The organism is Streptomyces sp. NPDC101181 (genome assembly GCF_044767975.1).
In the GTDB taxonomy this organism is placed as follows: Bacteria; Actinomycetota; Actinomycetes; order Streptomycetales; family Streptomycetaceae; genus Streptomyces.
On sequence record NZ_JBIWOX010000028.1, the window covers coordinates 42246 to 66123 of the forward strand.

At 73.1% G+C, this 23878-nt stretch carries 21 protein-coding genes; 6 read left to right on the forward strand and 15 right to left on the reverse strand.

All coding sequences use genetic code 11. The annotated features are described in order from the left end of the window. Positions 1-36: 36 nt before the first annotated feature. The 11 genes from ACIRRU_RS28945 to ACIRRU_RS28995 all read right to left on the reverse strand — a co-directional run bounded on the left by ACIRRU_RS28945 (position 37) and on the right by ACIRRU_RS28995 (position 11903). The gene (locus ACIRRU_RS28945; protein WP_403685315.1) at positions 37-1140 is read right to left on the reverse strand and encodes a polyprenyl synthetase family protein; all 1104 of its coding nucleotides are present in this window, start codon (positions 1138-1140) and stop codon (positions 37-39) included. After that, positions 1137-2522 carry a hydroxysqualene dehydroxylase HpnE gene (hpnE, locus tag ACIRRU_RS28950; RefSeq protein WP_403685316.1) on the reverse strand — a complete coding sequence of 462 codons (1386 nt, stop codon included), beginning with the start codon at positions 2520-2522 and terminating at the stop codon, positions 1137-1139. The genes ACIRRU_RS28945 and hpnE overlap by 4 nt, the downstream gene beginning before the upstream one ends. A 118-nt stretch (positions 2523-2640) precedes the next feature. Continuing rightward, positions 2641-3594, reverse strand: a complete 954-nt coding sequence (gene hpnD, locus ACIRRU_RS28955; RefSeq protein WP_403685317.1) for a presqualene diphosphate synthase HpnD — start codon at positions 3592-3594, stop codon at positions 2641-2643. After that, positions 3591-4502: a squalene synthase HpnC gene (hpnC, locus tag ACIRRU_RS28960; RefSeq protein WP_403685319.1), complete on the reverse strand. Its 912-nt coding sequence runs from the start codon at positions 4500-4502 to the stop codon at positions 3591-3593. The genes hpnD and hpnC overlap by 4 nt, the downstream gene beginning before the upstream one ends. A 413-nt stretch (positions 4503-4915) precedes the next feature. Further along, positions 4916-5701 (reverse strand): ABC transporter ATP-binding protein, encoded by a 786-nt coding sequence (locus tag ACIRRU_RS28965; protein WP_363200085.1) that lies wholly within the window; start codon positions 5699-5701, stop codon positions 4916-4918. Continuing rightward, positions 5694-6623, reverse strand: a complete 930-nt coding sequence (locus ACIRRU_RS28970; RefSeq protein ID WP_403685320.1) for an ABC transporter permease — start codon at positions 6621-6623, stop codon at positions 5694-5696. Before ACIRRU_RS28970 ends, ACIRRU_RS28965 begins: the two co-directional genes overlap by 8 nt. 101 nt (positions 6624-6724) lie before the next feature. After that, complete coding sequence (locus ACIRRU_RS28975; RefSeq protein ID WP_403685341.1) at positions 6725-7597, reverse strand: glycosyltransferase family 2 protein; 873 nt, start codon at positions 7595-7597, stop codon at positions 6725-6727. Positions 7598-7605: 8 nt separating this feature from the next. Continuing rightward, complete coding sequence (locus tag ACIRRU_RS28980; RefSeq protein ID WP_403685321.1) at positions 7606-8385, reverse strand: CDP-alcohol phosphatidyltransferase family protein; 780 nt, start codon at positions 8383-8385, stop codon at positions 7606-7608. Next, positions 8363-9424: an iron-containing alcohol dehydrogenase family protein gene (locus tag ACIRRU_RS28985; protein WP_363200088.1), complete on the reverse strand. Its 1062-nt coding sequence runs from the start codon at positions 9422-9424 to the stop codon at positions 8363-8365. The genes ACIRRU_RS28980 and ACIRRU_RS28985 overlap by 23 nt, the downstream gene beginning before the upstream one ends. Further along, positions 9412-10149, reverse strand: coding sequence for a sugar phosphate nucleotidyltransferase (locus ACIRRU_RS28990; protein ID WP_403685323.1), 738 nt, complete (start codon positions 10147-10149; stop codon positions 9412-9414). The genes ACIRRU_RS28985 and ACIRRU_RS28990 overlap by 13 nt, the downstream gene beginning before the upstream one ends. Continuing rightward, positions 10146-11903: a DUF5941 domain-containing protein gene (locus tag ACIRRU_RS28995; RefSeq protein WP_403685324.1), complete on the reverse strand. Its 1758-nt coding sequence runs from the start codon at positions 11901-11903 to the stop codon at positions 10146-10148. The genes ACIRRU_RS28990 and ACIRRU_RS28995 overlap by 4 nt, the downstream gene beginning before the upstream one ends. 324 nt (positions 11904-12227) lie before the next feature. Here ACIRRU_RS28995 and galE point away from each other — a divergent pair, with 324 nt between their 5' ends. The 3 genes from galE (at position 12228) to idi (ending at position 15174) form a co-directional block, all read left to right on the forward strand. Further along, complete coding sequence (gene galE, locus ACIRRU_RS29000) at positions 12228-13214, forward strand: UDP-glucose 4-epimerase GalE (RefSeq protein WP_403685326.1); 987 nt, start codon at positions 12228-12230, stop codon at positions 13212-13214. A gap of 284 nt (positions 13215-13498) precedes the next feature. Then, on the forward strand, positions 13499-14440 hold the full coding sequence (locus ACIRRU_RS29005; protein WP_363200093.1) for a cation diffusion facilitator family transporter: 942 nt from the start codon (positions 13499-13501) through the stop codon (positions 14438-14440). Positions 14441-14580: 140 nt separating this feature from the next. Then, positions 14581-15174, forward strand: coding sequence for an isopentenyl-diphosphate Delta-isomerase (idi, locus tag ACIRRU_RS29010; RefSeq protein WP_403685328.1), 594 nt, complete (start codon positions 14581-14583; stop codon positions 15172-15174). A gap of 48 nt (positions 15175-15222) precedes the next feature. On the opposite strand, the gene ACIRRU_RS29015 is transcribed toward idi, so the two are convergent. Further along, positions 15223-15678, reverse strand: a complete 456-nt coding sequence (locus tag ACIRRU_RS29015; protein ID WP_403685329.1) for an ATP-binding protein — start codon at positions 15676-15678, stop codon at positions 15223-15225. A gap of 147 nt (positions 15679-15825) precedes the next feature. Further along, positions 15826-16491, reverse strand: coding sequence for an HdeD family acid-resistance protein (locus ACIRRU_RS29020; RefSeq protein WP_403685330.1), 666 nt, complete (start codon positions 16489-16491; stop codon positions 15826-15828). Positions 16492-16571: 80 nt separating this feature from the next. Here ACIRRU_RS29020 and ACIRRU_RS29025 point away from each other — a divergent pair, with 80 nt between their 5' ends. The 3 genes from ACIRRU_RS29025 (at position 16572) to ACIRRU_RS29035 (ending at position 20905) form a co-directional block, all read left to right on the forward strand. Next, the gene (locus ACIRRU_RS29025; RefSeq protein WP_403685332.1) at positions 16572-17336 is read left to right on the forward strand and encodes an enoyl-CoA hydratase/isomerase family protein; all 765 of its coding nucleotides are present in this window, start codon (positions 16572-16574) and stop codon (positions 17334-17336) included. A gap of 84 nt (positions 17337-17420) precedes the next feature. Then, the gene (locus ACIRRU_RS29030; protein WP_403685333.1) at positions 17421-18290 is read left to right on the forward strand and encodes a hypothetical protein; all 870 of its coding nucleotides are present in this window, start codon (positions 17421-17423) and stop codon (positions 18288-18290) included. A gap of 179 nt (positions 18291-18469) precedes the next feature. Further along, positions 18470-20905 carry a Tex family protein gene (locus ACIRRU_RS29035; protein WP_403685335.1) on the forward strand — a complete coding sequence of 812 codons (2436 nt, stop codon included), beginning with the start codon at positions 18470-18472 and terminating at the stop codon, positions 20903-20905. A gap of 115 nt (positions 20906-21020) precedes the next feature. Here the strand turns inward: ACIRRU_RS29035 and ACIRRU_RS29040 are convergent, their stop codons facing one another. Next, positions 21021-22658, reverse strand: coding sequence for an ABC-F family ATP-binding cassette domain-containing protein (locus ACIRRU_RS29040; protein WP_403685337.1), 1638 nt, complete (start codon positions 22656-22658; stop codon positions 21021-21023). Positions 22659-22784: 126 nt separating this feature from the next. Continuing rightward, a complete protein-coding gene (locus ACIRRU_RS29045; RefSeq protein WP_403685338.1) occupies positions 22785-23519 on the reverse strand; it encodes a carbonic anhydrase in 735 nt (244 codons plus the stop codon). Between the last annotated feature and the right edge of the window lie 359 nt (positions 23520-23878).

Here is a 23878-nt window from a genome sequence, read left to right on the forward strand (position 1 = left end):
ACCGGCCGGCGACTGCGAGTCATATGCGTGTGCTGGTCATCTCTTGCGTACCACCACGAAGTCCGCGAGGGCGGTGAGCTGCTCCCGCACCCGGTGCGGCATGTCGACGGCGTGCAGCGCCTCAAGGGCGACCGCGTGCTGACGACGGGCCTCCTGGGCGGTCCACTCGCGGCCGCCCGCCTCCTCGATGAGGGCGGCGCGGGCGGCGAACTCCTCCTCGGAGAAGCTGTCGAAGTCGGAGCTCTTGGCGTCGGCGGCGAGCAGTTCGCCCAGCCGCTCGGAGGCCTCGCCGCCCGCGGCGAGGGCGGCGACGACGGGGAGGGACTTCTTGCGCTGGCGCAGGTCGCTCCAGGTCTGCTTGCCGGTCGACTCCGGGTCGCCCCAGATGCCGAGCAGGTCGTCGACGGCCTGGAAGGCGAGGCCGAGGTGGTAGCCGTACGCCTCCAGGGTGTCGGCGGTGCGGTCGCCGGCGCCGCCGAGCACCGCGCCGATGGAGACGGCGCACGCCAGCAGCGCGCCGGTCTTGTTGCCCTCCATCTCCAGGCACTCCTCGACGGTGACCCGCTCGCGGTGCTCGTAGGAGATGTCCTGGGCCTGGCCGTCGATGAGCTTGCGGGTGGCGGTGGTCAGGCGGCGGGCCGCGCGGCCCGCCTCGACCGTGCCCAGCTCAAGCAGCAGGTCGTAGGCGAGCGCGAAGAGCGCGTCGCCGACCAGGATCGCCTGGGCGGGACCGTGCACCTTCCACACGGTGTCGCGGTGGCGGCGCTGTTCGTCGCCGTCCATCAGGTCGTCGTGCAGCAGCGAGAAGTTGTGCACGAGTTCGACGGCCACCGCGCCGGGGATGCCGGCCTCGGCCGGGGCGCCCGCCGCCTCCGCGGACAGCAGGGCGAGCGCGGGTCGCACCGCCTTGCCGCCGTCGCCGTCCGAGGGGTGGCCCTCGGCGTCGATCCAGCCGAAGTGGTAGGCCGCGACGGTGTCCATGGGCGGCGCGAGCCGGTCCACGGCCGCCCGCAGAACCGGCGCTGACAGGGCTCGTCCGCGCTCCAGAAGCGCGGTGACGTCCGTGGCGTCGGCCACGGTGTCGGAAGCCGGATTCGCCGGGGTCACTGACTCTCCTCTTGTTCCGGTGGTACTGCTCATGCCGCCTCCTGAAGCGGATGTCCCTGGGGGCGGCCGAGCTCCTGAAGGGCGGCGTCGGCGGCGGCCGCGCCGCTGCGCACAGCACCCTCCATCGTCGCGGGCCAGCCGGTGTCGGTCCAGGCTCCCGCCAACTGGAGGCCGGGCGCCCGGGTGCGGGGGCCGGGGCGCAGCCGTCCGACGCCCGGGGCGGGGGCGAAGGTGGCGGTGCGTTCCCGGGTGACGAAGAAGTCGCGGACGCCCGCGCCGCGGGCGGCGGGGAGCAGCCGCTCCAGTTCGGGCAGGTAGCGGGCGCGCAGCTCGGCGACGGGCAGGTCGATCTCGTCCTGGGCGGCGGACTGCGAGACGGCCAGATACTGTCCGGGGCCCTTCAGCCCCGAGGAGTGCGTACGGTCGAAGACCCACTGCACCGGGGAGCCGATGGCCGCGAAGAACGGGCGGCGCAGCACCGGACGGTCGTAGACGACGTGCACGTTGAGGATGGGCGCGTAGGGGATGTCCAGCAGCAGGTCCGGCTCGTCCAGCGCGCCCGGGGGCAGCAGGTCGTGGGTCTCGGTCTGCGGGACGGCGAGGACGACGGTGTCGGCGGTGATCCGCTCCCCTGCCGTCTCCACGGTCCACCGGCCGTCCTCGGTACGGGTCACGGAGCCCGCCTTGGCGCGGAGCTCGGTGCGGACGCCCGCGGTGTCCAGGGCCTTACGGGCGAGCGTGTCGTGCAGTTCGCCCAGGGGGACGGCGGCCCAGCCGATGTCGGCGGCACCGGGCTCGGAGAGCAGGCCGGTGGTGAAGACCTTGGCGGCGAGCGCCATGGAGGCGTCGGGTGCGACGGCGTTGAGAGTGGCGACGCCGACGAGGTCCCAGAGGGCTTCGACGGTACGCGGCGACTGGCCGTGGCGGCGCAGCCAGGTGCCGAAGTCGACGCGGTCCAGCTCGGGGTCGGCGGGGTCGAGCCGGGCGAGGGCGAGCGCGGCGCGACCGACGGACGCCTTCTCGGCGAGCGAGAGGTGCGGATAGGCGGCGAGACCGCCCGCCAGGTGCAGCGGCACGGGCAGGGCGGTGCGCCGGATACGCCCCAGGCGGGGCCCCGCGGCCCGGCCGACGTCGAGCACGGGCACGTCCAGGCGGTCCTGGAGGGGGGCCAGGTGGGCGGCGTCGATCCGGTCGAGGAACCAGCGGTAGCCGGTGCAGCAGCGCAGGTAGACGTGCTGGCCGTTGTCGACGGTGAGGTCGCCGCGCTGGAAGGAGAAGGCGAGGCCGCCGAGGCGGGGGCGCCCCTCCAGCAGGGTCACGTCGAGTCCGGCGTCGGCCAGCAGGAGGGCGGCGGTGACGCCCGCGAGGCCGCCGCCGACGACGACCGCGACGGGGCGCGGGGTGTCGTCGCTCATGCGTGCCCCTCTCGCCGGGTCGTCGTGGAGCGGCGGGTCGCCGTCCTGAAGATCGTCCCAGTCAGGGACGCGTCGGGCCACCTGGGGGTTGCCCCGGGCCCGGGGGCGGGCGGTCGCATCAGTACCGCTCCCGGGGGGTGAGCTTCGCGATCTGGCGGGTGTCCAGGCCGGACAGGCCGCGCACCGCGACGTACGCCTTCTCGTGACCGGGCAGCGAGACCCGGCCGCGCAGGACGGCCTCGGGGTCGCGTTCGATCCGGTCGAGGAGGCGGCGGTAGATCCCGGCCATGGCGGCCACGCAGGCGCCGCTGCGGCGGTCGAGCATCGGCAGCAGGCGGTAGCCCTCGGCGAAGAGGGCGCGGGCGCGGCGGACCTCGAAGTGGACCAGGCCCGCGAAGTCCGAGCCGGGCGGCGGGGTGGCCCGGTGGAATCCGGCGGAGCAGCCGAACGTGGCCAGGTCGTCGGCGGGCAGGTAGGTGCGCCCGTTTCCGGCGTCCTCGCGGACGTCGCGCAGGATGTTGGTGAGCTGGAGGGCGAGGCCGAGGGTGTCGGCGTACTCCGCGGCCCGCTCGGCCCCGGGGGCTCCCGGGGCCGTACCGAACACGCCGAGGCTGAGGCGGCCGATGGCGCCCGCGACGCAGCGGCAGTAGGTCTTGAGGTCGTCCCAGGTCTCGTAGGTCGCGCCCCGGACGTCCATCAGGACGCCGTCGATCAGCTCGTCGAGCCCTTCGAGCGGCAGCGGGAAGCGCCGGGCGGCGTCGGCGAGCGCGACGGCCACCGGGTCGGTGTCGTCCTCCTCGATCTTGCCGTGGCGGACCCGGTCGAGCAGCTCGCGGGTGCTCTCCAGCCGGGTGCGCTTGGTCCCCGGGTCCAGCTCCCCGTCGCCGATGTCGTCGACCCGCCGGGAGAAGGCGTACAGCGCCGACATGGCCTGCCGCTTCTCCAGCGGCAGCAGCCTGATGCCGTAGGCGAAGTTACGCGCCTGCTGTCCGGTGACGGCTTCGCAGTAACGGTATGCGGCCTGCACCGGCGGCGACATGTACGTCGGCTGTCCCTCCACGGTCCGGCTCACCTCTCTCCACGCGCTCTTCGCAAGACGGTGCCCACTTCGCGCAGCAGCCTGGGCTTGGTGGGCTTGGGCGGTCCGGGCAGGACGTCGAACCCGGCGGCCGAGATCGCGGCGAGGGCGGCGCGGCCGCCTCCGACGAACCCGGCGAGGAGCAGCCGGAGCCTGCCGTCGACACTGCCCACCAGGGGGGTGCCCGCTTCCAGCAGGTCGCTCGCGCGCTGGGCCTCGAAGGCGATCAGGGCGCGCACCGAGGCCCCGGCGGACGGCCGGGAAAGGTCGGACGCGGTGACGTGGAAGCGTGCCATGTCCTCGGCGGGCAGATAGATCCGGTCGCGCGCGAGGTCCTCGGACACGTCCTGGAGGTGCTCGACGATCTGGAGCGCGGTGCAGACCGCGTCGGAGCGACGGATGCGCTCCGGGCTCGCGGTGCCGGTGAGGGCGAGGACCAGGCGGCCGACCGGGTTGGCGGAGAGCTCGCAGTAGGCGGCGAGCTCGGCGTAGGTGGTGTAGCGGCGGATCTTCTGGTCCTGCCGGTTGGCCTCGATCAGGCCGGTGAAGGGCTCGGGGGTGAGCGCGCGGCGCCGCACGGTGGGGCGCAGGGCGCGCAGCAGGGGGTGGTGCGGCTCCGCGCCGGTGGTGGCGAAGACCCGGTGCAGGTCGGTTTCGAGGGCGTCGAGCATGGCGAGCCGGTCCTCGCTCTGCTCCGGTTCCAGGCCCAGGTGGCGGGCGTCGGCGCCGCCGGGGGCGAGGTCGCCGTCGCCGATGTCGTCGACGAGCCGGGCGAAGCCGTAGACCGCCATCAGGTCCTCGCGCCAGGCGCGGGGCAGGAAGAAGGGGGCCACGGGGAAGTTCTCGTCCGCGGCCTTGCCGAGTGTGGCGTCGCCGGTGCGCGCCTGGGGGGTGGAGGTCACTGCGGACCGCCCGGCGCGGGGACGGCGCAACCACGTCGGAGCTGGAGATCTTCCATCGGTGCCGTCACATCTCCCGTTCTACACTGCTGACCCAAAACAACCCTTTTCGGACACGCCGCTCACGCTTCCGAGTGCACTGCGGTACAGCGGGCGAAGCGCCGGGGTGTATTGCCCCACTTGCCGTGAATCAGCACGGCTCCAGCCTACGTTGTACGACCGACAAGGGATCGGTGGGGTGGAACCCCTGCCGCCGTTTCGCCGTCGGCCCTGTCAACCTTCGCCGGGCGCGGGCGACTTCACCTCATCCGCCGGGAGGAGATCCCCCGGGGCGGGCACCGCGGGGCCGGGGGTGCGCCGGACACCGCGTGGCCCCCGCCGGACCGGTCCGGCGGGGGCCACGGGTGGCGTGCGGGTTACTTGCCCGTCTCGTGCTCGTACGCCTTGAGGACGTCCTCGGTGGGCCCGTCCATCAGGAGTTCGCCCTTCTCCAGCCACAGCGCCCGGTCGCAGGTGTCCCGGATCGACTTGTTGTTGTGGCTGACCAGGAAGACCGTGCCCGCCTCCTTGCGCAGTTCGCGGATGCGTTCCTCGGAGCGGATGCGGAACTTGCGGTCGCCGGTGGCCAGCGCCTCGTCGATCATGAGGACGTCGTGGTTCTTGGCCGCGGCGATCGAGAAGCGCAGCCGGGCCGCCATGCCGGAGGAGTACGTCCGCATCGGCAGCGTGATGAAGTCGCCCTTCTCGTTGATCCCGGAGAAGTCGACGATCTCCTGGTAGCGGGAGCGGATCTCCGCCTGGGTCATCCCCATGGCCAGTCCGCCGAGCACCACGTTGCGCTCGCCGGTGAGGTCGCTCATCAGCGCCGCGTTCACGCCGAGCAGCGAGGGCTGGCCGTCGGTGTAGACGTGGCCGGATTCGGTGGGCAGCAGACCGGCGATGGCCCGCAGCAGCGTCGACTTGCCGGAGCCGTTGGTGCCGATCAGGCCGATGGCCTCGCCGCGGTAGGCGGTGAAGGAGACGCCGCGCACGGCGTGCACCTTGCGCACCCCGCGCGGCTCGCCCTTGCCGCGGCGCAGCATGCGGCTCAGCGCCGCCGTGGCGCTGCCCCGGCCGCCGCCCGCGCCGTTGACCCGGTACACGATGTGCACGTCGTCGGCGATCACCGTGGGGATGCGCCCCTGCGCGTTGTCGTCAGCCACGGCCGTACCGCTCCTCCGCCTTCCAGAAGTACACGAATCCCACGACGCCCAGCAGCACGGCCCAGCCCAGACCGGCGGCCCAGACGTGGTCCGGCAGGTTCTCGGAGCCGTAGCCGTCGATCATGGCGAAGCGGACCAGATCCATGTAGATCGCCGCCGGGTTGTACTGGAGCACGTCCGCGATCCAGGCCGGCTTGTCCTTGAGCATCACCGGGATGGAGAACATGACGCCCGAGGCGTACATCCAGGTGCGCATCACGAACGGCATCAGCTGGGCGAGGTCGGGGGTCTTCGCACCCAGCCGGGCCATGACGAGGGCCAGTCCGGTGTTGAAGACGAACTGGAGCAGCAGGGCGGGGATCACCAGCAGCCAGGACAGCGAGGGGTAGCTGCCGAAGATGACGGTGACCGCGACCATGACGATCATCGAGAACAGCAGCTGCTGGAGCTGCTGGAGCGAGAAGGAGACCGGGAGCGAGGCCCGGGGGAAGTGCAGCGCCCGCACCAGCCCGAGGTTGCCGGAGATCGACCGGACGCCCGCCATCACGGAGCTCTGGGTGAAGGTGAAGACGAAGACGCCGGTGACCAGGAACGGCACGAAGACGTCGTGGGGAATTCCCTCCCTGGTCCCCAGGATCAGACCGAAGATCAGGTAATAGACAGCGGCGTTCAGCAGAGGGGTGACCACCTGCCACAGCTGGCCCAGCTTGGCCTGGCTGTACTGCGCGGTCAGCTTCGCCCGGGAGAAGGCCAGGATGAAGTGGCGTCGGCCCCAGAGCTGTCGCAGGTACTCCAACAGCCCCGGCCTGGCGCCGCTCTCGGTCAGGCCGTGCTTCTCAGCGAGTTGGGCGGCGCTGAGGCCCTCGTGGGCGGACGGCGGGGTGCCGAGGGCTACCCCACCGTCGTGGGTCGTCTCACTCACAAGTTGAAACTCTCGTCTTCACGCGCAGCCAGTCGCGGGCGCGGCTCAGGCGGACAGGTTCCGGAAAGAAAATACGCCTCATGCTCTCAGAGGAAAGCTTCTCAGATGACCGGAGGTCGGCCCAGCCTCGTCAGCCGCCACACCGTACGCCACTTCATCGGGCGGCGAGGGCCGCAGGGCGTTCTCCACCCTTCCCGGAATCCGCCGAGCCATGCCCTCAGCGCGGGCCGCGAGGGCCGTCTGACCAGCGTCAGCAGCAGCCAGACCGCCAGGTAGAGCGGGACCAGCGGGGCGGGCAGGTTGCGCCGGGCGAGCCAGACCCGGTTGCGGGCCACCATGCGGTGGTAGACCGCGTGCCGCGAGGGCGCGGTGGTCGGGTGGTGCAGCACCAGGTCCGAGCGGTAGTCGATCATCCAGCCCGCGTCCAGCGCACGCCAGGCCAGGTCCGTCTCCTCGTGGGCGTAGAAGAACTCCTCGGGCAGCGGACCGACCTCGGCGATGACCCGGGTCCGTACGGCGTTCGCGCCGCCGAGGAAGGTCGTGACGCGGGAGGAGCGCATCGGGTCGGCCGCCCGCAGCCGGGGCACGTGGCGGCGCTGGGTGACCCCGGTGTCCGGGTCCGCGATCCGGAAGGTGACGATCCCGAGCTTCGGGTCCGCCTCGAAGGCCCGGCGGCACAGCTCGGCGGTGTCCCGGTTCGGCAGGAGCCCGTCGTCGTCAAGGAAGAGCAGGGCGTCCACGTCCCTTCCGCCGGGGCCGAACGCCTCGATGCCGACATTGCGGCCACCGGGGATGCCCAGGTTCTCGGGGAGCTCCACCGTGCGCACCCCGGCCGGGACGTCCGGGACCGGGGCGCCGTTGCCGACCACCACCACCTCGATCCGCTCACCGTGCTGGGCGGCGACCGAGTCGAGGAGGGCGCGGAGCTCACCGGGGCGGTTGCCCATGGTGATGATCACCGCGCCCAGTCGCATGGCAGAGGTCACTTCAGCCTGCTGGAGGCCAGGACGGACACCAGGTGCAGCAGGGTCTGGAGCAGCGCGACACCCGCCATGACCACCACGGTCAGCCGGGTGAAGAAGAGACCGCCCGCGATCGCGTCCACGACGGCCGCAACGAGGATCACCAGCGACGCCTCGATGCCGAGGATCAGCCGGTGGAACTTGAGCGCGGCCGCGGCCCTGCGGGCCAGCGCCACACCGGAGGAGCGCGGCTCCGAGGCCGCCTCCTTGACCGGCGGGAGACCGCCCTGGTGCCGCGCGACACCCACCAGGTCCGTCTCGGCCTTGATCAGGATCGCGCCGAGCGCGGCGAGCGTGCCGAGGAACGCCCAGAGCCAGTCGGTCCGGCCCTCGCCCCAGAGGTCGGCGGCGCGCAGGCCGAGACCGACGAGGACCGCCGCGTCGCAGAGGTAGGCGGCGACCCGGTCCAGATAGACCCCGCTGAGCGAGTACTGCTTCTTCCACCGGGCCAGCTCGCCGTCCACGCAGTCGAACAGCAGATAGAGCTGGACCATCAGCACACCGAGCAGCGCGCCCGGGATGCCGGGCACCAGCAGCGCCGGGGCGGCCAGCGCGCCGGCGAGCGTCATCACGTACGTGACCTGGTTGGGCGTGACGCGGGTGTTCACCAGATAGCGGTCGACGCGCAGCGAGATCTCCCGCATGTACAGACGCCCGGCCCAGTGCTCGCCGCTGCGCCGGTCCTTCACCCCCGGCGGGTGAACGACCGGACGGAGTTCAGCTACTGATGGTCTTGGCATAGTCGGCGTACGCGTCCCTGATCTGATCGGCGGACAGGTTGAGGTGTTCCAGGACCGTGAAGCGGCCCGGTCGCGTCTGCGGCGCGTAGTCGACGGCCCTGACGAACTCGTCGACGCTGAAGCCGATCTCCTGCGGCAGGACCGGCAGTCCGTGCCGGCGCAGTATCGACGCCATCAGGAGGGCATCCTGGCGGGCGCCGCGCAGGTGCATGGCGAAGCAGGCGCCGAGGCCGACCTGCTCGCCGTGGCTGGCCGCGCGCTGCGGGTAGAGCAGGTCGAAGGCGTGGTTGATCTCGTGGCACGCCCCGGACGCCGGGCGGGAGTCGCCCGCGACCGACATCGAGATGCCGGTGAGCACGAGCCCCTCGGCCAGTACCTTGAGGAAGGCGTCGTCGCCGACCCCGCCGGGGTGGCGCAGCACGGCCTCGCCCGCCTGGCGGGCCATCGCGGCGGCCAGGCCGTCGATCTCCTCGCCGTTGACCTCGTGGGCCAGTTCCCAGTCGGCGACGCAGGAGATGTTGGAGATCGCGTCGCCAATGCCGGAGCGGACGTAGCGGGCGGGGGCCTCGCGGATGACGTCGAGGTCGATGACGACGGCGATCGGGGTGGGCACCCCGTAGGAGCCGCGCCCGTTGTCGTTGTCCAGTGTGGCGACCGGGGAGCACAGGCCGTCGTGCGAGAGGTTCGTCGCGACGGCGACCAGGGGCAGCCCGACCCGCGCCGCGGCGTACTTCGCCACGTCGATGATCTTGCCGCCGCCGAGGCCGACGACCGCGTCGTACCGGTTGCCCTTGATGCCGTCGGCGAGCTTGACCGCCGAGTCGATCGTGCCGTCGGAGACGGCGTACCAGTCGGCCCCCGGCAGGACCGGGGCGAGCCTCTCCTTGAGGGCGCGCCCGGAACCGTCGCTGATCGCGACGGCGAGCCGGCCCGAGGAGGAGATCCGCTGATCGGCCAGGAGACCCGCCAGATCGTCCATGGCGCCGCGCCGGATGTCGACGACGACCGGGGACGGAATGAGCCGGGTCAGTACTGGCACGCGATCTCCCGGCCCTTCCTGAGGTCGTCGTGGTTGTCGATCTCGACCCAGGTGACGGTGCCGATGGGGGCCACGTCGACGGTGAAGCCGCGGTTCACGAGCTCCTGGTAGCCGTCCTCGTAGTAGAGGTCGGGGTCCCGCTCGAAGGTGGCCTTCAGGGCGTCCGCCAGCTCCTCGGCGGCCTCGGCCTCGATGAGGGTGACGCCGATGTACTCGCCGGTGGCGGTGGCCGGGTCCATCAGCTTGGTGATGCGCCGGACGCCCTGGCCGTCCTCGGTGATGACCTTCATCTCCTCGTCGGCGAGCACCTTCTCGGTGTCCAGGGCGAGGATGATCCTCCGGCCCTCGCCGCGGGCGTCCAGGAGGGTCTTCTCGACGGAGACCGGGTGCACGGTGTCGCCGTTGGCGAGGATCACGCCGCGCTTGATGACGTCACGGGCGCACCACAGGGAGTAGGCGTTGTTCCACTCCTCGGCCTTGTCGTTGTCGATGAGCGTGAGGGTGAGGCCGTAGGCGGCCTCCAGCTCGGCCTTGCGCGCGTAGACGGCCTCCTTGCGGTAGCCGACGACGATGGCGACCTCGGTGAGTCCGACCTCGGCGAAGTTGGCCAGCGTCAGGTCGAGGACCGTCTTGTCGCCGTCGACAGGGACGAGCGCCTTGGGGAGCGTGTCCGTGTAGGGGCGCAGACGTCGTCCGGCACCGGCTGCCAGTACGAGGCCGATCATGCGAGTTCTCCTTCGTCGTGTACGGCGGGGGCCGAGGAGGACACCCAGAAGCGGATGGACTCCACGAGCACCACCAGAGCCACGGCCACCGCGAGCGCGGTGAGGGCCGTGGTGAAACCTGAGACAGGGGTGAGTGCGGCGAGGACGGCCACCAGCGTGGTCCTGCCCTCGTGTCCGCCGATCGTCCGCACCAGCCACCGGGGCGGAGCACCGGTGCCGCCGCGGATGCGGTACACCGTGTCGTAGTGATGGTAGGCGACGGCCGCGACCAGCCCGAACGCCGCCGGGACGGCGTGCGGGGCGTCGCTGCGGGCGGCCAGGACGAGGATCGTGACGTACTCCGCGGCCCGGAAGAGGGGCGGCACCAGCCAGTCGAGGACGCCCGTGAGCGGGCGCGCCACGGCGAGGCCGGAGAGGACGACGTACACCGCAGCGGCGGCGACGGTGAGCCAGCCGCCGTACGGGAGGAACAGGGCCCCGCCGGTCATCACGAGCGACCCGAGCAGGGCGAGCGCCGGGGCGGTGTACGCGCCCCGGAGGCCGGGGGCGAGGGCGGCGACGCCCTGGGCGAGGGGGCCGGAGTCGGCCAGGTCCGCCAGGGCCCGCGCGGCGCGCTCGGTGCGGGTGGCCCGGCGGGTCAGCGAGCGCAGCAGGCGGCCCGCGGTGGTGTAGCAGGCGGCCAGCGCGCAGCCGACGAGCAGGGCGTAGAAGACGATCCGGGGGGTGGTGAGCGCGGTGAGCACGGCGATCATGGCCCAGCGCTCGCCGATCGGCAGCACGATCATCCGGCGCGCCCAGACCGTCCAGCCGACGCTGTCGAGCTTGTCGGAGAGGGCGGCGGTGGGGCTGGTGTTGGCGACCGCGTCGTGGTTGGCCTCGTTGAACGAGAAGTCCACGACGTGGCGGCAGGCCTGGAGGACCATCGCCCCGAGCGCGAGGACCCATACGTCGTCACTGGCGCCGGCGTGCACGGCGCCGATGGCGAGGCCCGCGTAGTACGCGTACTCCTTGGCCCGGTCGAAGGTGGCGTCGAGCCAGGCGCCCATCGTTGAGTACTGGAGCGAGTAGCGGGCGAGCTGCCCGTCGGTGCAGTCCAGCACGAAGGAGACCAGGAGCAGGATTCCGGCGGCGATGTAGCCGCCGCGGGTGCCGGTGGCCGCCGCGCCCGCCGCGACGAGCGCGGTGATCAGGGACGCGGTGGTGACCTGGTTCGGGGTGAGGCCGCGGCGGGCGCACCAGCGGGCGAGGTAGCGGGAGTAGGGGCTGACGGCGAAGGTGGTGAAGAAGCCGTCGTGGGCCTTCACCGCGCCGCGCAGCCGTACCGCCTCGTCGTCGAGCGCGTCGCGGGCGCGCTCGGCGGTCGCCCGCGCTCCGGCGTCGGCGGGGACGGCCGCGGTGAGCGACCCCAGCTCGGGGCGCTTGACGGCGACGCCCTCCGCGTCCAGGGCGGCGGCGATCCGGCCGGGGAGGGTGGGGTCCTCGGGCGTGGCACCGGCGTCCGGTCCGGCCACGGGGGCGCCCGCGCCGACGGCGGCGGCGCTGCGCTCCAGGGCCCGCAGCAGGGCGCCGCGCGCCTCGGGCCGGGCGGTGAGCGCGCCGGGGACGGCGGCGGCGGGGAAGCGCGGGTCGGTCAGGCCGAGGCGCAGGGCGTGGACATGGCCCACGAAGCGGGGGTCGACGAGCGCGACCCGGCGGCCCGCCGGTACGGCGGCGAGGAGGGCCGCGGCGTCACCGGCGTCGTCGGCGCTCTGCACGTCGAAGCCCAGGGACCGCAGATCGTCGGCGAGCGACGACCCGGGGACCGGCGCACCGGTGAGGATGGCGGTCGACAGACGAACTCACTCCTTGGCACTGATCAGTTGACGGCGGTCGGCACACGACGGCGTGGCCAGGGGACGGACCCGCGGCATGCCGGGTGAGGCTATCGGATGAACGGAAGGGCGAGTTCACCGCCCGTTCGTACGTTGTTCGGGTGGCTCCGGTCGTCCTGTTCCGCTCGCGATCATCATCATCGATCGGCGCCCCGGGCCACAAACCGCCGGTGGGGACGGGTGGGCGCGAGGCTTAGGCTGGCCACCATGACGTGGTTGATCACAGGCGGGGCGGGATACATCGGGGCGCACGTGGCGCGGACCATGGCCGGAGCGGGAGAGCGGGTCGTGGTGCTCGACGACCGCTCCAGCGGCGTCGTGGAGCGGCTGCCTGGGACCGTCACGCTGGTGGAGGGCTCGGCCTCGGACCCGGTGCTGCTGGCGAGGGTGCTGTCCGAGCACGCGGTGAGCGGTGTGGTGCATCTCGCGGCGAAGAAGCAGGTCGGCGAGTCCGTGGAGAAGCCGCTGCTGTACTACCGAGAGAACGTCGCCGGGCTGGCCGTCCTGCTGGAGGCCGTGGTCGCGGCGGGTGTGCGGCGCTTCCTCTTCTCGTCGTCGGCGGCCGTCTACGGCGTACCGGACGTGGACCTCATCACCGAGGAGACGCCCTGCGCCCCGATCAACCCGTACGGCGAGACCAAGCTCGCCGGTGAGTGGCTGGTGCGGGCGGCCGGGAGGGCCCACGGGATCTCGACCGCCTGCCTGCGGTACTTCAACGTGGCGGGCGCGGCGGCCCCGGAGCTGGCGGACACCGGGGTCTTCAACATCGTTCCGATGATGTTCGAGCGGCTGACGCGCGGCGAGGCCCCGCGGATCTTCGGCGACGACTACCCGACTCCGGACGGCACCTGCGTCCGCGACTACATCCACGTCGCCGATCTGGCCGAGGCGCATCTCGCGGTCGCCCACCGGCTGACGGAGCGGGACGGCGATCTGACGGTGAACGTCGGCCGGGGCGAGGGGGTCTCGGTACGGGAGCTGGCCGAGGTGATCGGCGAGGTGACCGGGCTCGGTCCGAAGCCGGTGGTCGAGGCGCGGCGGGCCGGTGACGCGCCGAGGGCGGTGGCGTCGGCGGCGCTGATCGGCGAGGAGCTGGGCTGGGCGGCCCGGCGGGGTGTGCGCGAGATGGTGGAGTCGGCGTGGGAGGGGTGGCTGCTGCGCCACCCGGACGCGGGCTCCGCCGCGCGTCCGTGAGGGCTCCGGGACCGCGCCCAGCGCCCCGGTGGCGGAGGGACCCGGACGGCGCTGCGGACCGCGTCCGTGTGCCGTCCCGGGGAGCTCGGGACCGGGCGTCCGCGATCTCCGTACCGCTCTGACCTGCGTAACGTCCCGGACCGGTAGCGAACCTCGTTTCCGCAGGTCAGAGGAGCTGATAACGGTGTTCAGTACCGTGTTGCCGGGTACCCCCCACCCGTAGTTCACTGGCGTCGTCGGGCACCTCGTCCCGGCGTCGGCGTACGGACCGGAAGGGACGTCCCATGGGGGCTGGCCACGATCACGGGCACACGCACGGCGGGCCGCCGCCGACGGGGACCGCGGCCGCCGCGTACCGGAGCAGACTGCGGGTCGCCCTGGGCATCACGCTGAGCGTGATGGTCATGGAGATCGTCGGCGGTGTGCTGTCGAACTCGCTCGCCCTGATCGCGGACGCGGCCCATATGGCCACCGACGCCCTGGGGCTCGGGATGGCCCTGCTCGCGATCCACTTCGCCAACAAGCCGGCCGGCCCCAACCGCACCTTCGGGTTCGCCCGCGCCGAGATCCTGGCGGCGCTGGCCAACTGTCTGCTGCTGCTCGGCGTCGGCGGCTTCCTGCTGTTCGAGGCGGTGGAGCGCTTCATCACCCCGGCGGAGACGAAGGGCTCCCTCGCCATCGCGTTCGCCGCGGTCGGCCTGGTGGCCAACGTGGTGTCGCTCTCCCTGCTGACGCGCGGGCGGCAGGAGAGCCTGAACGTGCGGGGCGCCTATCTGGAGGTGCTGGCCGACACCCTGGGGTCGCTCGCCGTGATCGTCTCGGCGGGCGTCGTCCTGGCCACCGGCTGGCAGGCCGCTGACCCCGTCGCCTCGCTGGTGATCGGCCTGATGATCGTGCCCCGGACCGTGAAGCTGCTGAGGGAGACCCTGAACGTCCTGCTGGAGTCGGCGCCCAAGGGGGTGGACATGGCCGAGGTGCGGGAACACATCACGGAGCTGCCCGGCGTCATCGACGTCCACGACCTGCACGCCTGGACGATCACCTCGGGGATGCCGGTGCTCTCCGCCCATGTGGTGGTGCGCCAGGACATGTTCGACTCCACCGGGCACGAGAAGCTCCTGCACGAACTCCAGGGCTGCCTGGGCGACCACTTCGACGTGGAGCACTGCACCTTCCAGCTGGAGCCCAGCGGCCACGCGGAGCACGAGGCACGGCTCTGCCACTGAGGCGGCGGCTCCGGAGAACCGGGTACGGCGAGGCGGACATGCCCGGAGCCGGAGTACGGACAAGCGGCTTCCGTGCGGCAGACTTGACCGGACTCCAGGTCCCCGGCGCACGAGGCCGGGCACCACAGCGAAGGATGGGTATGCCGACCACACCAGCCACCGCGACGCACAGCACGTCGGACGGGACCACCGAAGCGATCATGCTCGAACTGGTCGACGAGAACGGCGCCACCATCGGCACGGCGGAGAAGCTGGCGGCCCACCAGGCCCCCGGGCAGCTGCACCGGGCGTTCTCCGTGTTCCTCTTCGACGAGCAGGGGCGGCTGCTGCTCCAGCGCCGGGCGCTCGGCAAGTACCACTCCCCCGGTGTCTGGTCGAACACCTGCTGCGGGCACCCGTACCCGGGCGAGGCCCCGTTCGCGGCCGCCGCCCGGCGTACGTACGAGGAGCTGGGCCTGTCGCCGTCGCTGCTGGCCGAGGCGGGCACCGTGCGCTACAACCACCCGGACCCGGCCTCGGGCCTGGTGGAGCAGGAGTTCAACCACCTGTTCGTGGGACTGGCGCAGGCGACGTTGGCGCCGGACCCCGAGGAGGTCGGCGGGACGGCGTTCGTGACGGCGGCCGAGCTGGCGGAGCGGCATGCCGAGGATCCGTTCTCGGCGTGGTTCATGACGGTGCTGGACGCGGCGCGTCCGGCGATCCGTGAGCTGACGGGCGCCTCGGCGGGCTGGTGACCCGCCATCCGGGTGGGAGGAGCCGCCGCCCGGACGTGTACGGGGCGGTCAGAGCTGCGTCTTCAACGGCAGCGCCGCCCAGATGATCTTGCCGCCGCCCGCGGTGTGCTCGACGTCGCAGGTGCCGCCCACCTCGGCGGTGACGACCTTGACCAGCAGCAGCCCCCGCCCGCCGGTCTGCGCGTAGTCGGTCTCCAGCGCGGTGGGGCGGTAGGGGTGGTTGTCCTCGACGGACACCCGGACCCAGTCGGCGGCGATGGCCACCTCGACGGCCAGCTCCGGCGAGAGGAGCGCCGCGTGCTTGACGGCGTTGGTCACCAGCTCCGAGACGATCAGCAGCAGCCCGTGGAGGACCTCGTCCTCGATCGGTGCGCCCTGTCTGCCGAGGAGGTCGCGTACGGCGTGCCGGGCGCGGGGCACGGAGGCGTCCACGGCGGGGGCGGTGAAGCGCCACACCCCCTCGTACGACACGGGATCGGCGGGGGCACTCCCGAGGCTCTCCATCGTCCGGCACCAGCTCTCACTCGCTCTGCACTGACCGTCGAGTAAAGAGTGTTGGGAACGGCCTGGTCCGTACCGAGCCACTGATGGTAAGTAGCCATGTATCGGCGCTATTTGTCCAAAGCTGAACAACCTTTGTCGGGCCGCCGACTATTTCTGCTCGTCCTCCGGCGCCTTGCGCAGCTTGTCCGAGTCCGGGGCGGCGGAGGCCGGAGCGGGGGCCGGGCCGTGATCGTCGAGCCGCTGCGAGACCATGCTGACGATGCGCCGGCCGCCGATGCCGATGGCGATCAGACCGAGCCCGTCGAAGAGCAGGGCCAGCGAGAAGAAGCAGCCGAGAACATACAGGCTGCTGTGCGGCCAGTCGAAGAGCACCAGCAGACCCAGCAGCAGCCCGAAGGCGCCCTGGAGCAGCGTCCACCCCATCTGGGGGCCGCGCACCACGACGCTGCCAGCCAGCCGGAACACCCCGCCGGTGAGGAAGAGCAGGGCGGCGAACATGGTCAGCGCCTCGGCCGTGACCACGGGGTGCCGGATGACGACGACACCCGCGGCGATGTTGAGGGCCGCGACCACGACGCCCAGCCAGAAGTAGTTCGAGCCGCGCGACTCGATGGCGTGCAGCAGCCCGACCAGGCCGCCGACGAGCAGCAGCCAGCCGAAGAGCAGCATCGAGGTGAGCGTGGCGACACCGGTGTAGACCAGGCCGACGACGCCCGCGATCACCAGCAGCGTTCCGAGCAGCGCGAGCCAGCCGAAGCTGCGGCTGAGCTTCCTGCCCTCGGTCCCGGGTCCGATCGTCGTGGGTCCGTTCATCGACAGCTCCTCACGGTGCGTGTCCGCTTCACGACCCCTTCTTGATCATAGGTTCGAAGCGTGCGGATAGCATCCGGCGCATGGACCGCACGGAGCCCCGCCTCATCCCGTCCGTCGAGGACGGCGTCGCCACCCTGGTCATCCATCACCCCGCCAAGCGCAACGCGATGACCTCGGCGATGTGGCGGAGCCTGCCCGAGCTGCTGGAGCGGCTGGCGGACGACCCGGCGGTCCGGGTGCTGGTGCTGACCGGGGCCGGGGACACCTTCTGCGCCGGGGCGGACATCTCCACGCTGCGGGAGGGCGCGGGCGAGGCCCAGGTCCTGGCGGTGGCGGCCGAGGAGGCGCTCGCCGCGTTCCCCCGGCCGACGCTGGCCGCGGTGCGCGGCTACTGCGTGGGCGGCGGCAGCCAGCTGGCGGCCGCCTGCGATCTGCGGTTCGCGGAGGAGGGCGCATCCTTCGGGGTCACCCCGGCCAAGCTGGGCATCGTCTACGCCGCTTCCTCCACCCGGCGGCTGGTCGCCCTGGTGGGCCCGGCCGCGGCGAAGCACCTGCTGTTCTCCGGCGAGCTGATCGGCACCGGCCGGGCGCTGCGCACCGGGCTGGTCGACGAGGTGCTGCCGCCGGGCGGGCTGGACGAGCGGGTGGCGCGGTACGTACGGGTGCTGGCCTCCCGGTCCCAGCTGACCCAGGCGGCGGCGAAGGAGTTCGCCACGGGCCGGACGGACCGGGACGGGTACTGGGCCGGGGAGGCACGCGGCAGCGGCGACACCGCCGAGGGCGTCGCCGCCTTCCTGGAGCGCCGCGCGCCCCGCTTCACCTACACCACACGTCCTCCCGGCTGACCGGGCGCCCCGTTGGCCCGCCACTCCTGGGCCAGGGCCGCCCCGGCCTTCCCGCCGTACCGACCAGTCGGTAACGTGCGGGGTATGAGCACTCTCCCGGCCCGCGCAGGACGCCGCTGCCACAACGCCGTCAACCCGCTGCACTCCTCCCTCTACTTCTCCCCCGATCTGGGCGCGGAGCTGGGAAGGATCGGCGTGGAGGACCCGAGCGCCGTCTACTTCGCCTCCCGGGCCGCCGCCTTCGGCGCGGTGGGCGCGGGGACCGTGACGGCCACGTTCTACAACTTCAACCCCGCCCTGGTGGCCCGCCACGTGCCCGCCGTCTGGGAGACCGCGTCCCCCGAGCAGGTCCTCGCGGCCCGGCTGAGGGCGGCGGACACGACGCTGCGGCGGCTGCTCGGCGAGGAGACCGTCGCCTCGGACGAGATGGCGGAGGCGGCCCGGCTCGCGCTGCGCGCCACCGAGGCCTGCACCCCGCACGCCCGCCCGCTGTACGCCGCGCACGCCGAGCTGCCGGTCCCCGGGGAGCCGCACCTGGCGTTCTGGCACGCGGCGACCCTGCTGCGCGAGCACCGCGGCGACGCGCACCTCGCCGCCCTCCTCGCGGCGGGCCTGGACCCGATGGAGTCGCTGGTCAGCCATACCGCCACCGGCAAGGGAATGGCGCCCCGCTGGATCCTGGCCTCGCGGGGCTGGCGGCGCGCCGACTGGGAGGCGGGCGCGGACCGGCTGCGGAAGCGGGGGCTGCTCGCCGCGGGCGACGAGCTCGCCCTGACCGACGCGGGTACGGCGCTGCGCGCGGAGGTCGAGGAGGCCACGGACCGGATGGACGCCGCCCCGTACGAGCACCTGGGCGCCGAGGGCGTGGAGCGGCTCACCGAGCTGGGGCGCGGCTTCCTGTTCGCGGCGGCCGCTGCGGGCGCGTTCCCGGCGTCGGCGACCGGCCGGGACTGAGACCCGCCCCGCCCGGGGTCCGGCGGACCGCGCCGGGCCCCGGGCGTGTCCGACGAGGTCACGCGACACGGCCCCCGGCCACCCGGCAGAATGCGTGCCGGGGGTTACGCCCCCGGTAAGACGTGCTCGCTCGCGAGCACGGCCAGCACAGCCAGCAGGAGAAGGCGAGTCGGGGAACCGTGACGACGTCCATCGAAGGCAGGATCGCCGAGGAGCTCGGCGTACGGGAGCGACAGGTCAGGTCGGCGGTCGAGCTGCTCGACGGCGGGTCGACCGTGCCGTTCATCGCGCGCTACCGCAAGGAGGCGACGGAGTCCCTCGACGATGCGCAGCTGCGCACGCTGGAGGAACGGCTGCGCTATCTGCGGGAGTTGGAGGAGCGGCGGACGGCGATCCTCGAATCCGTGACGGAGCAGGGGAAGCTCGACGCGGCGCTGGAGGCGAGCATCCGGGCCGCCGAGACCAAGGCGCGCCTGGAGGACATCTACCTCCCGTTCAAGCCGAAGCGGCGGACGAAGGCGCAGATCGCCCGGGAGGCGGGGCTCGAACCCCTCGCGGAGGGGCTGCTCGGCGATCCGTCGGCCGACCCGCTCGCGGCGGCCGCCGCGTTCGTGGACGGTGAGAAGGGCGTGGCGGACGCGGCGGCGGCGCTGGAGGGCGCACGCGCCATCCTCACCGAGCGGTTCTCCGAGGACGCCGACCTCACCGGCGAGCTGCGGGAGCGCATGTGGACCCGGGGCCGGCTGGCGGCGAAGGTGCGCGACGGGCAGGAGGAGGCGGGCGCGAAGTTCGCGGACTACTTCGACTTCGCGGAGCCGTTCACCGCGCTGCCCTCGCACCGGGTGCTGGCGATGCTGCGCGGCGAGAAGGAGAACGTGCTCGACCTGGTCCTGGAGCCGGAGGCGCCCGAGGCCGCCGAGCAGCCGGGCCCCTCCGCGTACGAGAACATGATCGCCCGCCGCTTCGGGGTGGCCGACCGGGGCAGGCCCGGTGACAAGTGGCTGGGCGACACGGTGCGCTGGGCGTGGCGGACCCGCCTCTCGGTGCACCTCGGGATCGATCTGCGGCTGCGGCTGCGCACGGCGGCGGAGGACGAGGCGGTAGGGGTCTTCGCGTCGAACCTGCGGGATCTGCTGCTCGCCGCCCCGGCCGGGACGCGGGCGACGCTGGGCCTGGACCCCGGGTTCCGTACGGGGGTGAAGGTAGCGGTCGTCGACGCCACCGGCAAGGTGGTGGCCACCGAGGTGATCCACCCGCACGTCCCCGCGAACAAGTGGGACCAGGCGGTGGCGAAGCTGGCGCACCTGGCGAAGGAGCACGCGGTCGAGCTGGTCGCCATCGGCAACGGGACCGCGTCCCGCGAGACGGACAAGCTGGCCGGTGAACTGATCACCAAGCACCCGGAGTTGAAGCTGACCAAGGTGATGGTCTCCGAGGCGGGCGCCTCGGTGTACTCCGCGTCCGCCTTCGCCTCGCAGGAACTGCCCGACATGGACGTGTCGTTGCGCGGCGCGGTCTCCATCGCGCGGCGGCTCCAGGACCCGCTGGCCGAGTTGGTGAAGATCGACCCGAAGTCGATCGGTGTCGGCCAGTACCAGCACGACCTGTCCGAGGTGAAGCTGTCGCGTTCACTGGACGCGGTCGTCGAGGACTGTGTGAACGGTGTCGGGGTGGACGTCAACACCGCGTCCGCACCGCTGCTTTCCCGGGTCTCCGGGATCAGCTCCGGACTCGCCGAGAACATCGTCGCGCACCGGGACTCCAACGGCCCCTTCCGCTCCCGCACGGCGCTCAAGGACGTGGCGCGGCTCGGCCCGAAGGCGTACGAGCAGTGCGCGGGCTTCCTGCGCATCCGGGGCGGGGACGACCCGCTGGACGGCTCCAGCGTGCACCCCGAGGCCTACCCGGTGGTGCGGCGGATGGTGAAGACGACGGGGGGCGAGGTGGCGTCGCTCGTCGGCAACACGGACACGCTGCGGTCGCTGCGCGCGGCGGACTACGTGGACGACGTGTTCGGCCTGCCGACCGTGACGGACATCCTCAAGGAGCTGGAGAAGCCGGGCCGCGACCCGCGCCCGGCGTTCCGCACGGCGACCTTCAAGGAGGGGGTCGAGAAGCTGGGCGACCTGGAGCCCGGCATGGTGCTGGAGGGCGTCGTGACGAACGTGGCCGCGTTCGGCGCGTTCGTCGACATCGGCGTCCACCAGGACGGTCTGGTGCACGTCTCCGCGCTGTCGAAAACCTTCGTCAAGGACCCGCGCGACGTCGTGAAGCCCGGGGACATCGTGCGGGTGAAGGTCATGGACGTCGATGTGCCGCGCAAGCGGATCTCGCTGACGCTGCGGCTCGACGACGAGCCCGGCGCGGGCGGTGGCTCCGGCGGCGGCCAGCAGGGGCGCGGTGAGCGCGGCAACCGTCCGCCGAAGCAGCGCCAGGGCCAGGCGGCCGGTGGCGGTCAGGGGCGTCCGAGCGGCGGCCGGGACCGGCGCGGTGGCGGTGGCGGGTCCCGGCAGGGCGGGCAGGGCGCTCCGGCCCCGGCCAACAGCGCGATGGCGGACGCGTTGCGGCGGGCCGGGCTGGTAGACCCGCAGCAGGGCGGCGGCCGGGGCCGCTGATCTCGACGTCAAAGGGGGCGGGCCGCACCTGCGGCCCGCCCCCTCACGCGCGCCCCGACGTCCGGAGGGGGTACCGGGGTTGTGTGCGGGCTGCGCTCAACCCACGTAATCCGCCTCAGACTTCCTTGACCTGGCCGTCCGCCACTTCCACCCGGCGCGTCGTACGGACCGCTTCCAGCATCCGCCGGTCGTGCGTGACCAGCAGCAGGGTGCCCCGGTAGGTGTCCAGGGCCGCCTCCAGCTGCTCGATGGCGGGCAGGTCCAAGTGGTTGGTCGGCTCGTCGAGCACCAGGAGGTTGACGCCCCGGCCCTGGAGCAGGGCGAGCGCGGCGCGCGTGCGTTCACCCGGCGAGAGGCTGGTGGCCGGACGGGTCACATGGTCGGCGCGCAGGCCGAACTTGGCGAGCAGCGTGCGGACTTCGGCGGGTTCCGTGTCGGGCACCGCCGCGCAGAACGCCTCCAGCAGGGACTGCGCGCCGAGGAACAGCTTGCGGGCCTGGTCCACCTCGCCGACCACGACGCCCGAACCGAGCGCGGCATGGCCGGAGTCCAGTGGCAGCCGCTCCAGCAGGGCGGCCAGCAGCGTGGACTTGCCCGCCCCGTTGGCTCCGGTGATGGCGATCCGGTCGGCCCAGTCGATCTGGAGCGAGGCGGGGCCGAAGGTGAAGTCCCCGCGCACCACCCGGGCCTCGCGCAGGGTCGCGACGACCGAGCCGGAGCGCGGGGCGGAGGCGATCTCCATCCGCAGCTCCCACTCCTTGCGCGGTTCCTCGACGACGTCGAGGCGCTCGATCATGCGCTGGGTCTGCCGCGCCTTCGCGGCCTGCTTCTCGCTCGCCTCGCTGCGGGCGTTGCGCCCGAGCTTGTCGCCGTCGGTGGCCTTGCGGCGGGCGTTCTTGACGCCCTTGTCCATCCAGGAGCGCTGCATGTGGCCGCGCGCTTCGAGCGAGGCCCTCCTGTCGGCGTACTCCTCGTACTCCTCGCGGGCGTGGCGGCGGGCGGTCTCCCGCTCCTCCAGGTAGGCCGCGTAGCCGCCGCCGTAGAGGGTGATCTGCTGCTGGGCGAGGTCGAGCTCCAGCACCTTGGTGACCGTGCGCATCAGGAACTCGCGGTCGTGGCTGATGACGACGGTCCCGGCCCGCAGTCCCGTGACGAAGCGTTCCAGGCGCTCCAAGCCGTCGAGATCGAGGTCGTTGGTGGGCTCGTCCAGCAGGAAGACGTCGTAGCGGGAGAGGAGGAGGGAGGCGAGCCCGGCGCGCGCCGCCTGGCCGCCGGAGAGCGCGGTCATGGGCCGCTCCAGCCCGACGGTCAGCCCCAGCTCGGCGGCGACCTGCCCGGCCCGCTCCTCCAGGTCGGCGCCGCCGAGGGCGAGCCAGCGTTCCAGGGACTCGGCGTACGCGTCATCGGCACCCGGGGCCCCGGCGACCAGGCCCTCCGTCGCCTCGTCCATGGCGCGCTGGGCGTCCGCCACGCCGGTGCGGCGGGCCAAGAAGGCGGCCACGCTCTCCCCGTCGCGGCGCTCCGGCTCCTGCGGGAGGTGGCCGACGGTGGCGGTGGGCGGGGAGAGCCGCAGTTCGCCCTCCTCGGGCCGGTCGAGTCCGGCGAGCAGGCGGAGCAGGGACGATTTTCCGGCGCCGTTGACTCCGACGAGACCGATCACGTCACCGGGGGCGACGACGAGGTCGAGCCCGGCGAAGAGAGTGCGGTCACCGTGTCCGGCGGCGAGGTCCTTGGCGACGAGGGTGGCAGTCATCAGGGTGCCGATCCTAGTCTCCGGCGCACCGCGCCCCCACCGCCCGGCGCACCGCTCCCACCGCTTGGCGCACCGCCCGCCCCGGCAGCGCGGTGGCCGGGGCGCGGCCCCGGGGCGGCCCTCCGGTCAGTCGATCCGGTGGACCAGCTGGGAGTTCAGTTCGTAGCGCGCCCCCACGATCGCCAGCTTCCCGGCGGCCACCTTCGCCGCCAGATCGGCCTCCCGCGCCAGCCGGGACCGGACCAGCCGGACCTGGGCGTCGACCGTGGCGTCCACCCGGGCCTCACCGTGCTGCCCGTGGACGATCGCGGGCTTGATCTGGTCGGCGACGTACTGGATGTGCGCGGGCAGGCTCTCCCCGGTCTCCTCCGCGTGGACCGCGGCGGCGACCGCCCCGCACGACTGGTGCCCCAGGACCACGACCAGGGGGATGCCCAGCTCCAGGACGCCGTAGGCGATGCTGCCGAGCACCGCCTCGTCCAGCACCTCGCCGGCCGAGCGGACGGTCATCAGGTCGCCGAGCCCCTGGTCGAAGACCAGCTCCGGGGGGACCCGGGAGTCGATGCAGCCCAGTATGAGCGCGAACGGCGACTGGCCCGACACCAGGGTGGACCGCACCGCGGCGGTCTCGTGGGGATGCCGCTGGTGGAGCGTGCGCCAGCGGCGGTTCCCGGCGGCGAGTTCCTTGAGCGCGGCGGCCGGGGTGGCGGGCCTCGCGGCGGTCGTGGACCGGGTGCGCGGGGCGGCGCCGACGGGCGAGGAGCCCGCGGCGATCACGCCCGCCGCCGCGGTGGCGGCGGAGACGCGGAGCAGGGTGCGGCGCGAGGTCGGCGCCGTGCGGGGGGTTCCGGTGATTCTCACGCGCGGACGCTAACCCCCCTGCGGGGATGCGGAGTTGCCGCAGGGAAACCTTTGGCCACACCTTGACCGTCTCTTGGGTGAGCACTGGCACGGAAGCGCCGCACACGGCACCCTCCTCCCGCACGGGACCGGCCCGGGGGGGGCGCCGCGGCGGGGGGCGGCCCCGGGCGGGGGGGGGGGGCCGGCGCCGGGGGGGGGGGGGGGCCGGGGGGGGGGGGGGGGGGGGGGGGGGGGGGGGGGGGGGGGGGGGGGGGGGGGGGGGGGGGGGGGGGGGGGGGGGGGGGGGGGGGGGGGGGGGGGGGGGGGGGGGGGCGGGGGGGCCAGGGGGCCGCTCAGAACGTGGTGGTGGCCGAGGACTC